Raw genomic sequence first — 13,918 nt, forward strand, 5'->3', positions numbered from 1 at the left:
GCGCTGGCGGTTTTTTTATGCCCGCGCGGCGGCCCCCCGCGGGCGGTTTCCTTTACGGAAATCAACAAGAACCTATTGATTTCATGGACATCAGCACGATCTTCTGATCGGCCCTACAATAGCGGCTAAAGCTTTTTGGAGAGTTCGCATGAACGCTGTTACCGAATCCGCAGCAACGACCGCCGAAATGCCGGTACCGTTCGTCTTCACCGACGCCGCGGCCGACAAGGTCAAGCAACTGATCGACGAAGAGGGCAATCCCGACCTGAAGCTGCGCGTATTCGTGCAGGGCGGCGGCTGCTCGGGCTTCCAGTATGGCTTCACGTTCGACGAGGAAGTCAACGAGGACGACACCGTGATGAACAAGAACGGCGTCCAGCTCCTGATCGACTCAATGAGCTACCAGTACTTGGTCGGCGCCGAGATCGACTACAAGGACGACCTCAACGGCGCCCAGTTCGTGATCAAGAACCCGAACGCAACGACCACCTGCGGGTGCGGCTCGTCGTTCTCGGTCTGAGCGCACGACGGAACCTGTCCGGTTCGCCGGAATAAAAAACGGGGCATCATGCCCCGTTTTTTTGTGCCCATGCGCGGTGCGAACCGCCGAACCGAGCGGCCTGCGGGTCGTCGCATCCCGGGCCTTCCATCAGCGCGGATAAAGCGCGCCTAGTACGCGCGCGTCCGCGGCACCCGTCACGCTCGCGAGGTTGCCGGGCTGGCGCGCGGTGAAGCGATACGCGAGCCACGCGAACGCAAGTGCTTCGACCTGTTGCGGCGGCACGCCGAGCGCAGCTGTCGTATCCACCGTTGCCGGCACGCCAGCCTCGCGCAGTGCATCCGCGAGCGCGGCGAGCAGCACCGGATTGCGGGCGCCGCCGCCGCAGACGAACACGGCCCTGCAATCCGTCGCATGCTGCGCGACTTCGCGGGCGACCGAGACGGCGGTGAGCGCCGTCAGCGTCGCCTGCACGTGTTCCGGCGCAACCTGCGCGAACGCGGCGAGCTTCGCGTCGAGCCACGCGGGGTTGAACAGGTCGCGGCCGGTGCTTTTCGGCGGCAGCGCGGCGAAGTAAGGCTCGTCGAGCAGCGCGTCGAGCAGCGGCGCGTGCACGGTGCCGCGCGCGGCGAACTTGCCGCCGTCGTCGTACGGCTTGCCGAGGTGGCGCGTCGCCCATGCGTCGAGCAGCGCGTTCGCGGGCCCGCAGTCGAAGCCGCGCACGTCGCCGCCATCACCGGGCAGGATCGTGATGTTGCTGATGCCGCCGAGGTTGCAGACGACCCGCGTCTCGCCCGGCGCGCCGAACATCGTCGCATGGAACGCAGGCGCGAGCGGCGCGCCGTGGCCGCCGGCCGCGACGTCGCGGCTCCGGAAATCGGCGATCACGTCGATATGGGCAAGCTCCGCGAGCAGCGCCGGATTGTTGAGCTGGCGCGTGTAGCCGCGCTCGGGACGGTGCCGGACCGTCTGGCCATGCACGCCGATCGCGCGGATCTCGTCGCGCGACAGGCCGGCGGTGCGCTGCAACTCGTGACAGCACACCGCGTAGCGCGCGACGAGCGCGTTCGCCGCGACCGATTCGCGGTCGATCTCGTTGTCGCCGGGCTCCTGCAGCGCGAACAGCGCGTCGCGCAGCGATTGCGCGAAGCCGACGAACGCTTCCGCGAGCACGACCGGCGCGCGGCCGGTCTCGAAACGCACGGCGACGCCGTCGACGCCGTCCATGCTGGTCCCCGACATCAGTCCGAAGTAGATGCCGTCTGCCGGATGGGCGGGTTGCGGATGTCGTTGCGGCACGTTGGATTCTCCTGGATCGAGCGACGCGGGCCTGTGCCACGCGCCTTGCGCCCGATTATCCGCGCAACCTGACGCATCGTTAAGCGATGCACGCGCAAGTTATGGGAAAATCCCTGTCTTTGCGACATTCTTCCTGGCACCGATGAGCACCGAACCCAGTTCCAAGCCTGTTTTCCCGATTACCGACGAAGTCCGCCATGCGCTCGCCGTCACGAAGCGCGGCGTCGACGAACTGCTGATCGAGGAAGAGTTCGCGCAGAAGCTCGCGCGCAGCGCGGCTACCGGCACGCCGCTGCGCATCAAGCTCGGCCTTGATCCGACGGCGCCCGACATCCACATCGGCCATACGGTCGTGCTGAACAAGATGCGTCAGCTGCAGGATCTCGGCCACACCGTGATCTTCCTGATCGGTGATTTCACGTCGCTGATCGGCGACCCGTCGGGCCGCAATGCGACGCGTCCGCCGCTCACGCGCGAACAGATCGAGTCGAACGCGAAGACCTACTTCGAACAGGCCGCGCTCGTGCTCGACCGCGAAAAGACCGAAATTCGCTACAACAGCGAATGGTCGATGCCGCTCGGCGCGGACGGGATGATCAAGCTCGCGTCGCGCTACACGGTCGCGCGGATCCTCGAGCGCGAGGATTTCACGAAGCGCTTCCAGAGCGGCGTGCCGATCTCGATCCACGAATTCCTGTACCCGCTGATGCAGGGTTACGACTCGGTCGCGCTGAACGCCGACCTCGAGCTCGGCGGCACCGACCAGAAGTTCAACCTGCTCGTCGGCCGCGAACTGCAGAAGCAGTACGGCCAGGAACAGCAGTGCATCCTGACGATGCCGCTGCTCGAAGGCCTCGACGGCGTCGAGAAGATGTCGAAGTCGAAGGGCAACTACGTCGGCATCAGCGAGAAGCCGACCGACATGTTCGGCAAGCTGATGAGCATCTCGGACACGCTGATGTGGCGTTACTTCGAACTGCTGTCGTTCCGCAGCCTCGACGAAATCGCCGGTTTCAAGCGCGACGCCGAAGGCGGCCGCAATCCGCGCGACTTCAAGGTGCTGCTCGCGCAGGAAATCGTCGCGCGCTTCCACTCGCAGGCCGACGCCGAGCGTGCGCTCGAAGATTTCAATCACCGCGCGAAGGGCGGTGTGCCGGACGACATCCCGTCGGTCACGCTCGCGGGCGCGCCGCTCGCGATCGGTCAGCTGCTGAAGCAGGCGGGCCTCGTGCCGTCGACGAGCGAAGCGCTGCGCAACATCGAGCAAGGCGGTGTGAAGATCGACGGTGCGACGGTGTCCGACAAGGGCCTGAAGGTCGAGGCCGGCGAGTTCGTCGTCCAGGTCGGCAAGCGCCGCTTCGCGCGCGTCACGCTGACAGCATGATCGCGCTGATCCAGCGCGTGAAGCGCGCCGACGTGCGCGTCGGCGACCGCACGACGGGCGAGATCGGCGCAGGGCTGCTCGCGCTCGTCTGCGCGGAGCGCGGCGACACCGAGGCCGCCGCTGACAAGCTGCTCGCGAAGCTGCTCGGCTATCGCGTATTCAGCGACGCGGCCGGCAAGATGAACCTGCCGGTGTCGAACATCGATGGCGCGGGCGGCGCCGGGGGCCTGCTGCTCGTGTCGCAGTTCACGCTCGCCGCCGATACCAATAGCGGGCTGCGGCCGAGCTTCACGCCGGCTGCGCCGCCCGACGAAGGCGCGCGCCTGTTCGACTATTTCGTCGCGGCCGCGCGCGAGCGTCATCCGGTCGTCGAGACGGGCGAATTCGGCGCCGACATGCAGGTGTCGCTCGTCAACGACGGTCCCGTGACGTTCTGGCTGCAAGTGCGGCCCTGATTCCTTCCCCGAGACGCGCCGCGATGACCACCACGCAGATTCTCTTCATTCGCCATGGCGAGACGGCCTGGAACCGCATCAAGCGCATTCAGGGCCATATCGATATCCCGCTCGCCGACACGGGGCTTGCGCAGGCGCAGCGGCTGGCCGTCCGGCTCGCGCGGGAAGCGCATGAAGGGCAGCGGATCGACGCGATCTATTCGAGCGACCTGATGCGCGCGCAGCAGACCGCGCAACCCTTTGCCGATGCGCTTGGGCTGCCGCTGCGGTTGCACGAAGGGTTGCGCGAACGCGCGTACGGCGTGTTCCAGGGGCATGACAGCACCGAGATCGAGACGCTGTTTCCGGATGCCTACGCCGCGTGGCAGACGCGCGACCCGGGTTTCGCGCCAGACGGCGGCGAGTCGCAGCGCGCGTTCTATCATCGCGTGCTGCATGCGCTCGAGCCGATCGTCGCCGCGCATCAGGGCGGGCGCATCGCATGCGTCGCGCACGGCGGCGTGCTTGATTGCGTGTATCGCTTTGCAAACGGTCTCGACCTGTCGGCGCCGCGCAGCTATCAGTTGCTCAACACCAGCATCAACGTCGTCGATTACGTCGATGGCCGTGCGCAAGTCGTGCAATGGGCCGACGTGTCGCACCTGGATACCGCAAGCGACGACGACGGGTATCGCAAGGTACTTTGATGCAGTCATGCCGGCCACGCCGGTGTGACCGGCCGGGGGCCGCCTTCCACGTCAGGCTTGGTGCGGCGGTGCTTGGCGCGTTCTGTAGTCGAGCGTGTACGCGGTCCTGCCGGGCTTGTCGGCCGTGATCGGCTGGCGCAGCTTGTCGAATTCCCCTTTCGTGTGCTTCTTCCCGCCATGGATCGCATCGGCGCGGCGATCACGGGAATTTGCCGGCAAATTGAAATAATCCGAAGAAAAGGATCGTCAGGCGTGCGGAGTACCGTCTGGCGGTGTCGCGGTTGCGCGGCGGCGTGCGCGTTTCGACGCGCCGTTGACGAGCGCCCAGCGCAGCACGGGGGCGACCGCCCTGATACCGGGCCGGACCACCGCGCGTCGCAGCGGCGCGAACGTCGACACGCCGAGCATGCGCTGCGCCCAGTTCGGCAGCAGGTCTATGCCCGCATGCATGATCAGTGACGCAGCCGGCCGCAGCGCGGGCGTAGAGACCGGCACATTCAGCAGGATGTCCATGACGTCGAAGGTGCGTGGCCCTGCTTCGAGTTCGGGCCGCAGGCGCGTGAAATAGGCCGCGACTTCCGCACGTGAACGGGGAACATCCCGCGCGCCGAGCAACTCGGCGATCAACGCCGTCTCAGCGTAGTAGCCGTCCTGCTGTTCGCCCGACAGCGACGGATTCACATAGCGTAAATGTGCGGCGAGGAAGCTCGATACTTCCGCGACATGCACCCAGGTCAGCAACGCCGGATCGTCGGCTCGGTACGGCCTGCCGTCGGGCGCGGTACCCGATACGCGCGCGTGGATCGCTTTTACGCGCTCGATCAGCGCGAGTGCGTCCGCGCGGCTGCCGAACGTCGTGCCCGTGATGAACGTGGCGGTGCGCCGCAAGCGGCCGAGGATATCGGTGCGAAACGACGAGTGATCCCAGACGCCCGCCAGCGCGAGCGGATGGAGCGCCTGCAGCAGCAGCGCGGCAATGCCGCCCGTCATCATCGACGTGAAATCGGCATGCACGCGCCAGCAGATGGCGTCGGGGCCGAACAGCCCCGGGTCTCCGGGAGGCGACGACAGATCGATCGACGGACCGCCGCCACCCGTCGTCAGGTGCGTGACGCCGGCCACGAGCCGCTTGCGGATCGGTTCAACCCAACGCGGGCCCGGCGTGGGCGTGGCGGGGTGCGGGCTGGGCGGCGTAGTCATGGCAGGCGCGGTGCGGGCGGCGGGTTACTTCCCGTCGGCGGTATCCCACATCCCGCGTTCGGTCTTGCCGGCATCGGGCGCGGAGAGCCCGAAGTGGCGGTACGTGAGCAGCGTCGCGACGCGCCCGCGCGGCGTGCGCTGAAGGAAGCCCTGCTGGATCAGGTACGGTTCGAGCACGTCCTCGATCGTGTCGCGCTCCTCGCCGATCGCCGCCGCGAGGTTGTCGATACCGACCGGGCCGCCGTCGAACTTGTGCAGGATCGCCTCGAGCAGCTTGCGGTCCATCAGGTCGAAGCCGACCGGATCGACGTCGAGCATCGCGAGCGCGGCGTCGGCCACGGCCGCGGTGATCTGGCCGTCGGCCTTCACTTCCGCATAGTCGCGCACGCGGCGCAGCAGCCGGTTCGCGATCCGCGGCGTGCCGCGCGAGCGCTTCGCGATTTCCAGCGCGCCGTTCGGATCGATCTGCGCGTTCAGCAGCGACGCCGAGCGCCGCACGATGCGCGACAGTTGCTCGGCATTGTAGAACTCGAGGCGCGCAACGATCCCGAAGCGATCGCGCAGCGGGTTGGTCAGCATTCCCGCGCGGGTGGTTGCGCCGACCAGCGTGAACGGCTGCAGGTCGAGCTTCACGCTGCGTGCGGCCGGTCCTTCGCCGATCATGATGTCGATCTGGTAATCCTCGAGTGCCGGATACAGGATTTCCTCGACGACCGGCGACAGCCGGTGGATTTCGTCGATGAACAGGACGTCGTTCGCTTCGAGGTTGGTCAGCAGCGCGGCGAGATCGCCCGCGCGCTCGAGCACGGGGCCCGACGTCTGGCGCAGGTTCACGCCCATCTCGCGCGCGATGATGTGCGCGAGGGTGGTCTTGCCGAGGCCTGGCGGCCCGAACAGCAGCACGTGATCGAGCGGCTCGGAGCGGCGCTTCGCGGCCTCGATGAAGATCTCGAGCTGGCCGCGCACCTTTTCCTGGCCGACGTAGTCGTCGAGCTGGCGCGGCCGCAGCGCGCGTTCGAACACCTCCTCGTGCGACGAGGCGGGCGTGGCGGCGATGATCCGCTCGGCGGCGAGTTTGTCGGTTTCAATCATGCGGCCATTGTACCGCGCGCGGTCACGCGGTCGAACTGGCCGAACGGCCGACTGGCGCGCGCCGCACGGCGGCGCGACACTGGCTGCGACAGCCGGTTCGGGCGGGTGTTACGCCTTCGACAATGCCTTGAGCGCGAGCTTGATGCCCTCGGACACGCCGGTGCCGGCCGGCACGTTCTTGATCGCGGCGAGGCCTTCCTTTTCCGAGTAGCCGAGCGCGAGCAGCGCGTTGAGGATGTCGGTCGCGTGATCGGACTGGGATGCGGCACCGGCGAGCGCACCGAGATCCGCGCCGAGCTTGCCCTTCAGCTCGAGCAGCAGGCGCTCGGCGGTCTTCTTGCCGATACCGGGCAGGCGCGTGAGACGTGCGGCGTCCTGCATCGTCACTGCCTGCGCGAGCTCTTGCACGCTCATGCCGGACAGCACGGCCAGCGCCATGCGCGCGCCGATACCGGTGATCTTCAGCAGTTCGCGGAAGGTCGTGCGCTCCTGCGGCGTCAGGAAGCCGTACAGCAGGTGCGCGTCCTCGCGCACGATCTGCTGCGTGAGCAGCACGACGCGCTCGCCCGTCTGCGGCAGGTTGTAGAAGGTGCTCATCGGCACGTCGATCTCGTAGCCGACGCCGTTGCAGTCGACGAGCAGGTGGGGCGGGTTCTTTTCGAGCAGGATGCCGGCGATGCGACCGATCATGGATGGCGGGAAGCGAGGAAGAAAGCGCGAGTGTAGCGCAGGTGCGGCGCGATGCCGATGGGTTGGCCGTCAGGTTGGGGTGGCGATCAGGCGATCAGGCGGGTAGAGCGGTTGCAGGCGCAACGCGTGCATTGCGCCTTGGATGTGCGTGTCATTGCGTCAGCCGACGAGCCGTCCGCGCCGCACCCGCAGTCCCTTTTTAGCGAGCGCTGGCGCGAGGCCGCTGATCGTGCCGAGCGTATTACCGCTGTGTGCATGGCAGATCGCCATCCCAAGCGCATCGGCCGCGTCGCTGCCGGGCTGGCCCGTGAGGTTGAGCAGCCGCGTGACCATCTCCTGCATCTGCGACTTGGTCGCGCGGCCGTAACCGACGACGGCCTGCTTCAGTTGCAGCGCGGTGTATTCGGCCACCGGCAAGCCGCCGGCGACGAGCCCGCAGATTGCGGCGCCGCGTGCCTGGCCGAGCAGCAGTGTCGACTGCGGGTTCACGTTGACGAACACCTGTTCGATCGCGGCCTGGTCGGGCGCGTGTTCGCGCACGAGCGTCGATACGCCCTGGAAGATCGTGCCGAGTCGGGTGGCCAGGTCGGCCGTTGGCGTGCGGATCACGCCGCTTGCGACATAGGCGAGCCGGTGGCCGCTGACGTCGATGATGCCGAAGCCGGTCACACGCAGGCCAGGGTCGATGCCGAGAATTCGCATGAGTGAGGAGAAAAACCTGATGCAGCGATACTACAACGAATGGTGTGCGGTGCCGGCCGCACGGTCGTGTACGTCGGCGCCGCACAATAAAAAACCCGGCGGGTATGATGCCGCCGGGTTTCCATGCAGCGGCCGCGCGGGCCGCATGCGATCAGTGACGGAAGTGACGCACGCCCGTCAGGATCATCGCAATGCCGTGCTCGTCGGCCGCCGCGATCACTTCGTCGTCGCGCATCGAGCCGCCCGGCTGGATCACGCAGGTCGCGCCTGCCGCCACGACGACGTCGAGACCGTCGCGGAACGGGAAGAACGCATCCGACGCGACGGCCGAGCCGGCCAGCGTAAGGCCCGCGTTCTGTGCCTTGATGCTCGCGATGCGCGCGGAATCGACGCGGCTCATCTGGCCGGCGCCGACGCCGAGCGTCATGCCGTTGCCGCAGAACACGATCGCGTTCGACTTCACGTACTTCGCGACGCGCCATGCGAACAGCAGGTCGTCCATTTCCTTCGCGGTCGGTTGACGCTTCGTGACGACGCGCAGCTCGCTCGGCTGCACGTTCTTCGAATCGAGCGACTGCACGAGCAGGCCGCCGCCCACGCGTTTCAGGTCGAACGCGTTATGACCGTCGCCGAGCGCGATTTCGAGCAGGCGCACGTTCTGCTTCGCGGCGAACACCTGCTTCGCGGCGTCGGAGAACGACGGTGCGATCAGCACTTCGACGAACTGCTTCGCAACAGCCTGGGCAGCCGCTTCGTCGACTTCGCGGTTGAACGCGATGATGCCGCCGAAGGCCGAGGTCGGGTCGGTCTGGAATGCCTTCGCGTATGCGTCGGCCGAATCGTTGCCGACTGCGACGCCGCACGGGTTCGCATGCTTGATGATCACGCAGGCCGGTGCGTCGAACGTCTTCACGCATTCCCACGCTGCATCCGAATCCGCGATGTTGTTGTACGAGAGTTCCTTGCCCTGCAGCTGGCGGTAGTTCGCGAGCGCGCCGGCCGGCGTCGCGAGATCGCGGTAGAACGCCGCGCTCTGGTGCGGGTTCTCGCCGTAGCGCAGGTCCTGGACCTTGTTGAACGCCATGTTCAGTGTTGCCGGGTACGCGCTGCGCGATGCGTGCTTCAGCTCGTCGGTCAGGCTCGTCAGGTAGTTCGTGATCGCGCCGTCGTATTGCGCGGTGTGCGCGAACACCTTCGTCGCGAGGCGGAAGTTGGTCGCGTAGCCGACCGCATTGCCGTTCGCCTTCATTTCGTCGAGCACGACCGAGTAATCGGCCGGATCGACGACGACCGTCACGTCGCGGTGGTTCTTCGCGGCGGAGCGCAGCATCGTCGGGCCGCCGATGTCGATGTTCTCGATCGCGTCGGCGAGCGTGCAGTCGTCCTTCGCGATGGTCGCGACGAACGGGTACAGGTTCACGACGAGCAGGTCGATCGTCGGGATGCCGTGCTGTTCCAGCGCCTGCATGTGCTCGGGCAGGTCGCGGCGGGCCAGGATGCCGCCGTGCACCTTCGGGTGGAGCGTCTTCACGCGCCCATCGAGCATTTCCGGGAAGCCCGTGTAATCAGCCACTTCGGTAACGGGCAGGCCCGCGTCGGCGAGCAGTTTCGCGGTGCCGCCGGTCGACAGCAGCTTGACGCCGAGGTCGGACAGCGACTTCGCGAAGTCGACGATGCCGGTCTTGTCGGAAACGGAAATGAGCGCTTGCTTGATCATGATGGAACCACCAATAGCCAGGGAAACGGGGACGGGACGGCCGCCTACAGCAGGCCGTGCTGCTGCAGCTTCTTGCGCAGCGTATTGCGATTGATGCCGAGGTACTCCGCGGCAAGCGACTGGTTGCCGCCTGCCTGTACGAGCACGACCTCGAGCATCGGCTTTTCGACGCAGGACATCACCATTTCATAGACGTCGTGCGGATTGGAGCCGTCTAGATCCCGGAAATACACGTCCAGGCTCTCGCGGACACATTGTTCGATGTTGTGCTTGCTCATGCTGCTAACTGGTTATGGTCGTCCGACTCGCCCTGGCCGTTTTCCTCTTCGTCATCGACGTAGACGAGGTGGTCCGACAGCGCTTTTTGCGCCTCGAAGAATGCATTGACGGCGGCGAGCTGCTCGCGGGTGGAATCGAGCGTGTTCATCCTGTGCCGGAACCCGTTGGCACCGGAAAGGCCGCGAGTGTACCAGCCGATGTGCTTGCGCGCAGTACGGACGCCCGTGAATTCACCATAGAACGCGTAGTGGTCTTCCAGGTGTTCGTTCATCACGTGCTGGATCTCGTCGATCCGCGGCGGGGGCAGCAGCTCGCCGGTTTGCAGGAAATGATCGATTTCACGGAACAGCCATGGCCGGCCTTGCGCGGCACGACCGATCATCAGTGCGTCGGCGCCGGTTGCGTCGAGCACGGCCTTCGCTTTCGCCGGCGACGTGATGTCGCCGTTCGCGACGACCGGGATGCGCACGGCGGCCTTCACGGCCGCGATGGTGTCGTACTCCGCGTCGCCGCGGTAGAGGTCGGCGCGCGTGCGGCCGTGCACGGTCAGCATCGAGATGCCGGCCGCCTCGGCGAGGCGCGCGACCGTGATCGCGTTCTTGTGCTCGCGATCCCAGCCGGTGCGGATCTTCAGCGTGACGGGCACCGCATCCGGCCCCGTGCCGACCGCCGCGACGACGGCCTCGACGATCCGCTGCACGAGCGGTTCATTCTGCAGCAGCGCGGAGCCGGCCGCGACGTTGCAGACCTTCTTCGCCGGGCAGCCCATGTTGATGTCGATGATCTGCGCGCCGTTGTCGACGTTGTAGCGGGCGGCTTCGGCCATCATCGCCGGATCGGCGCCGGCGATCTGCACCGCGATCGGCTCGACTTCGCCTTCGTGGTTCGCCCGCCGCATCGTCTTCGCGCTCTTCCACAGCTGCGCATTGGACGCGACCATCTCGGACACGGCGTATCCGGCCCCCAGCCGCTTGCACAGCTGGCGGAACGGGCGATCCGTCACCCCGGCCATCGGGGCGACGAACAGGTTGTTACGCAATACGTGAGGGCCGATAACGGGCATCGCAATGGCACCGCCCGCGAGCGCCGGGCGTCGCGGGCAAAAAAGGGCGGAGGGAAAACGCGCATTTTACCGTATTCCCATGCCCGGCCGATTTGACCCGGTTTGCACGGCGCTGATGGCGCGCAACGCGCGCCGCGCCGCCGCGCGTCAGTTGCGCTGGCCGAACATCATCTGGCGCGCGATCGCCTTCTTGAGCGGCGGTACGAATTCGAGCGCGGTGAGCGCCGCGCCGCGCAACAGCGGAATGGGGCCGGTGTCGACCGTGAACAGCCGCGCGAGCGTGTCGGTCGCGCCGATCGTGAAGCGCCGGTCGAGCGCACGCCGCGCGTTGAAGGTTGCGAGCGCGGTCGCTTCGAAGCCTTGCGTGGACAGCGCGTCGACGAGCGTATGCGCGTCGCGCAGCCCGAGGTTGAGCCCCTGGCCGGCGACCGGATGCAGCGTTTGCGCGGCGTTGCCGACGATCGCGATGCGCCCGTTGACGAGCGTTTGTGCCGCGTTCAGCCCGAGCGGGAACGATGCGCGCCCCGCGATCGCGACGAACTGCCCCATCCGCTCGCCGAAGGCAGCGCCGAGTTCGCGCAGGAACGCGTCGTCGGGAAGGGCGGCGCGGCGGGCCGCTTCGTCGGGCGTGCAGCACCACACGAGCGAATACTCGGCCTGGCGCGGGCCGCCGAGCGGCAGCAGCGCGAGCGGGCCTTCGTGCGTGAAGCGTTCCCATGCGACGTTCGGGCGCGGTGCCGAGACCGTGACCGTGCCGACGATCGCGGTCTGACCGTAGTCGCGGCGATGCTTGCCCGTATCGGCCTGCTGTTCGTGGAACAGCCCGCCCTCGGCGTTGACGACGATGCGCGCGCGCAGCGTGCGCTCGCCTTGCGGGCCGTCGAGTGTCAGCGTGACGCCGTCGGCGTCCTGTCGCGGCGTGCGTGCGGTGGTCGACGTGAGCCAGTCGACGCGCGTGCCGCGCACGGCCTGCGCGAGCGCCTGCACGATCGAGCCGTAGCGCACGACATAGCCGAGCGCGGCGAGGTCGTGCTCGTCTCGGTCGATCAGCGTGCGGCCGAAATGGCCGCGCTGCGACACGTGGATGTGTTCGATCGGCGTCGCGTCGCCCGGCCATCCGAGCGTGTCGAGCAGCACGCGGCTGCCGTGCGATACGGCGATCGCGCGCGGGTCGTTCGCGCTCGCTGCCGGCTCGCGAGCGTCGATCAGCGCGATCGACGCGTGCCGCGTCGCGCTGCGTCGGCCGAGCCAGCCGGCGAGCGCGAGCCCGACGGGGCCCGCGCCGACGATGGCGAGATCGTAGTCCGGCGTGGCCGGGGAGGAAGCGGTCGTCATCAGTGTTCGTGAAACGGGGTAACGGTCAACAGCGGGTCAACGGCGAGTCAGCGGTGGCTCGACAGCGGGGCGATGGCAACCTGCGGCACGCTCACGCGCCGTGCGCCGCGCCCGCGCGCATCAGCGCCTCGATCTCGGCAGCCGCCACCGGCACGTCGCGTGTGATCAGCTCGCAACCGTGCTCGCGCACGATCGCGTCATCCTCGATGCGGATGCCGATGTTCCAGTATTCGGACGGTACGTCGTCGGCTGCCCGCACGTACAGGCCCGGCTCGACGGTAAGCGTCATGCCGGGTTTCAGCGTGCGCCACGGCAACGCGCCGTTGGCGTCGCGCGCGGCGAGCCGCTCGCGGTAGTCGCCGCAATCGTGCACGTCCATGCCGATCCAGTGGCCAGTGCGGTGCATGTAGAAGCGTGCGTATGCGCGCTCGGCGATCACGTCGTCGACGTTCGAGAAGCGCGTCTTCGGGATGATGCCCGTGTCGAGCAGCCCTTGCGCCAGCACGCGCACGGCCGCGTCGTGCGGCGCCTCGAACGGTACGCCCGCGCGCGTCGCATCGATCGCAGCCTGCTGCGCGCCGAGCACGATGTCGTACAGCGTGCGCTGCGCGGGCGAGAAGCGCCCGTTGGCCGGAAACGTGCGCGTGATGTCCGACGCGTAGCCGTCGAGTTCGCACGCGGCATCGATCAGGATCAGATCGCCGTCCCGCGCGGTCGCGTTGCCGGCCGGGTAGTGCAGCACGCATGCGTTCGCGCCGGCCGCGACGATCGAGCCGTACGCGGGCGCCTGCGCGCCATGCTTGCGGAACGTGTACAGCAGCTCGGCCTCGAGTTCGTATTCGCGGATCCCCGGGCGGCACACCTGCATCGCGCGACGGTGCGCGAGCGCGGAGATGTGCGCGGCACGCATCATGATCGCGAGTTCGTGTTCGTCCTTCACGAGCCGCATGTCGTCGACGAGCGGCGTGAGGTCGAGCAGCGCGTCCGGCGCGGCGACACCCGTGCGCGCTTGCGCGCGCACCGCATCGATCCAGCCGGCGAGCTGGCGGTCGAACTCGGCCGAGGCACCGAACCGGTAGTGCACGGTGCCCGCATCGGCGAGCAGGCGCGGCATTTCGGTGTCAATCACGTCGACCGCGTAGGCCGCGTCGAAGCCGAATGCATCGCGCGCGGCCTCGGGCCCGTAATGGAAACCTTCCCAGATCTCGCGATCGGCATTCTTCGCGCGGCAGAACAGGACCGATTCCGGTGCGCCGTGCGACCCGGCCGCGTTCAGCACGAGCATGGCATCCGGCTCGGTGAAGCCCGTCAGGTAGTAAAAGTAGCTGTCATGTCGGTACGGGAAGGCCGTATCGCGGTTGCGCAGCATTTCCGGCGCGGTGGGAACGATGGCGACGCCGCCGCCCGCTGCGCGCAGTGCGGCAAGCACGCGTTCACGGCGCTGGCGGTAGACGTCGACGGCGATGGCGGTATCGAGGGGCGCATTCATCGTGCGATTGTAGCGCCGCCGGACGCGG

At 67.4% G+C, this 13,918-nt stretch carries 14 protein-coding genes and 1 pseudogene; 4 read left to right on the plus strand and 11 right to left on the minus strand.

Annotated elements, in window-relative coordinates:
- Positions 1-148 precede the first annotated feature (148 nt).
- Entirely contained in the window at positions 149-520 is a 372-nt protein-coding gene (gene erpA, locus ACT2FV_RS20060; RefSeq protein WP_006751888.1) for an iron-sulfur cluster insertion protein ErpA, read from the plus strand.
- Positions 521-649: 129 nt separating this feature from the next.
- Here erpA and ACT2FV_RS20065 read toward each other — a convergent pair whose 3' ends face one another.
- Entirely contained in the window at positions 650-1,798 is a 1,149-nt protein-coding gene (locus ACT2FV_RS20065) for an anhydro-N-acetylmuramic acid kinase (RefSeq protein WP_151050006.1), read from the minus strand.
- A 142-nt stretch (positions 1,799-1,940) separates the two neighbouring features.
- Between ACT2FV_RS20065 and tyrS the strand changes: the two genes are divergently transcribed.
- The 3 genes from tyrS to ACT2FV_RS20080 are packed head-to-tail and all read left to right on the plus strand — an operon-like array spanning position 1,941 to position 4,323.
- The gene (gene tyrS, locus ACT2FV_RS20070; protein WP_059608253.1) at positions 1,941-3,182 is read left to right on the plus strand and encodes a tyrosine--tRNA ligase; all 1,242 of its coding nucleotides are present in this window, start codon (positions 1,941-1,943) and stop codon (positions 3,180-3,182) included.
- The gene (gene dtd / locus ACT2FV_RS20075) at positions 3,179-3,637 is read left to right on the plus strand and encodes a D-aminoacyl-tRNA deacylase (RefSeq protein WP_006751891.1); all 459 of its coding nucleotides are present in this window, start codon (positions 3,179-3,181) and stop codon (positions 3,635-3,637) included. Before tyrS ends, dtd begins: the two co-directional genes overlap by 4 nt.
- A 23-nt stretch (positions 3,638-3,660) precedes the next feature.
- A complete protein-coding gene (locus tag ACT2FV_RS20080) occupies positions 3,661-4,323 on the plus strand; it encodes a histidine phosphatase family protein (protein WP_151050008.1) in 663 nt (220 codons plus the stop codon).
- Between the two features lie 51 nt (positions 4,324-4,374).
- On the opposite strand, the pseudogene ACT2FV_RS20085 reads toward ACT2FV_RS20080, so the two are convergent.
- From ACT2FV_RS20085 to ACT2FV_RS20130, 10 genes and pseudogenes are all read right to left on the minus strand, one after another.
- Positions 4,375-4,518, minus strand: a pseudogene (locus ACT2FV_RS20085) (ParB/Srx family N-terminal domain-containing protein); the annotation flags it as partial.
- A gap of 51 nt (positions 4,519-4,569) precedes the next feature.
- Entirely contained in the window at positions 4,570-5,523 is a 954-nt protein-coding gene (locus tag ACT2FV_RS20090; protein WP_444504645.1) for an oxygenase MpaB family protein, read from the minus strand.
- Between the two features lie 24 nt (positions 5,524-5,547).
- Positions 5,548-6,615 carry a Holliday junction branch migration DNA helicase RuvB gene (gene ruvB, locus ACT2FV_RS20095; RefSeq protein WP_059608256.1) on the minus strand — a complete coding sequence of 356 codons (1,068 nt, stop codon included), beginning with the start codon at positions 6,613-6,615 and terminating at the stop codon, positions 5,548-5,550.
- Positions 6,616-6,723: 108 nt separating this feature from the next.
- Entirely contained in the window at positions 6,724-7,305 is a 582-nt protein-coding gene (gene ruvA, locus ACT2FV_RS20100; RefSeq protein WP_059451998.1) for a Holliday junction branch migration protein RuvA, read from the minus strand.
- A 159-nt stretch (positions 7,306-7,464) separates the two neighbouring features.
- Positions 7,465-8,007 carry a crossover junction endodeoxyribonuclease RuvC gene (ruvC, locus tag ACT2FV_RS20105; RefSeq protein ID WP_059465409.1) on the minus strand — a complete coding sequence of 181 codons (543 nt, stop codon included), beginning with the start codon at positions 8,005-8,007 and terminating at the stop codon, positions 7,465-7,467.
- Positions 8,008-8,158: 151 nt separating this feature from the next.
- A complete protein-coding gene (purH, locus tag ACT2FV_RS20110; protein ID WP_059608257.1) occupies positions 8,159-9,724 on the minus strand; it encodes a bifunctional phosphoribosylaminoimidazolecarboxamide formyltransferase/IMP cyclohydrolase in 1,566 nt (521 codons plus the stop codon).
- A gap of 44 nt (positions 9,725-9,768) precedes the next feature.
- Positions 9,769-10,002 (minus strand): Fis family transcriptional regulator, encoded by a 234-nt coding sequence (locus ACT2FV_RS20115; protein WP_006476892.1) that lies wholly within the window; start codon positions 10,000-10,002, stop codon positions 9,769-9,771.
- Positions 9,999-11,066 (minus strand): tRNA dihydrouridine synthase DusB, encoded by a 1,068-nt coding sequence (dusB, locus tag ACT2FV_RS20120; RefSeq protein WP_006497523.1) that lies wholly within the window; start codon positions 11,064-11,066, stop codon positions 9,999-10,001. The genes ACT2FV_RS20115 and dusB overlap by 4 nt, the downstream gene beginning before the upstream one ends.
- Before the next feature lie 147 nt (positions 11,067-11,213).
- Positions 11,214-12,401 (minus strand): UbiH/UbiF/VisC/COQ6 family ubiquinone biosynthesis hydroxylase, encoded by a 1,188-nt coding sequence (locus tag ACT2FV_RS20125; protein ID WP_444504646.1) that lies wholly within the window; start codon positions 12,399-12,401, stop codon positions 11,214-11,216.
- Positions 12,402-12,492: 91 nt separating this feature from the next.
- On the minus strand, positions 12,493-13,890 hold the full coding sequence (locus tag ACT2FV_RS20130; protein ID WP_151050014.1) for an aminopeptidase P N-terminal domain-containing protein: 1,398 nt from the start codon (positions 13,888-13,890) through the stop codon (positions 12,493-12,495).
- Positions 13,891-13,918 lie beyond the last annotated feature (28 nt).

Source organism: Burkholderia sp. PR2, from assembly GCF_052372875.1.
Taxonomy (GTDB): Bacteria; Pseudomonadota; Gammaproteobacteria; order Burkholderiales; family Burkholderiaceae; genus Burkholderia; species Burkholderia diffusa.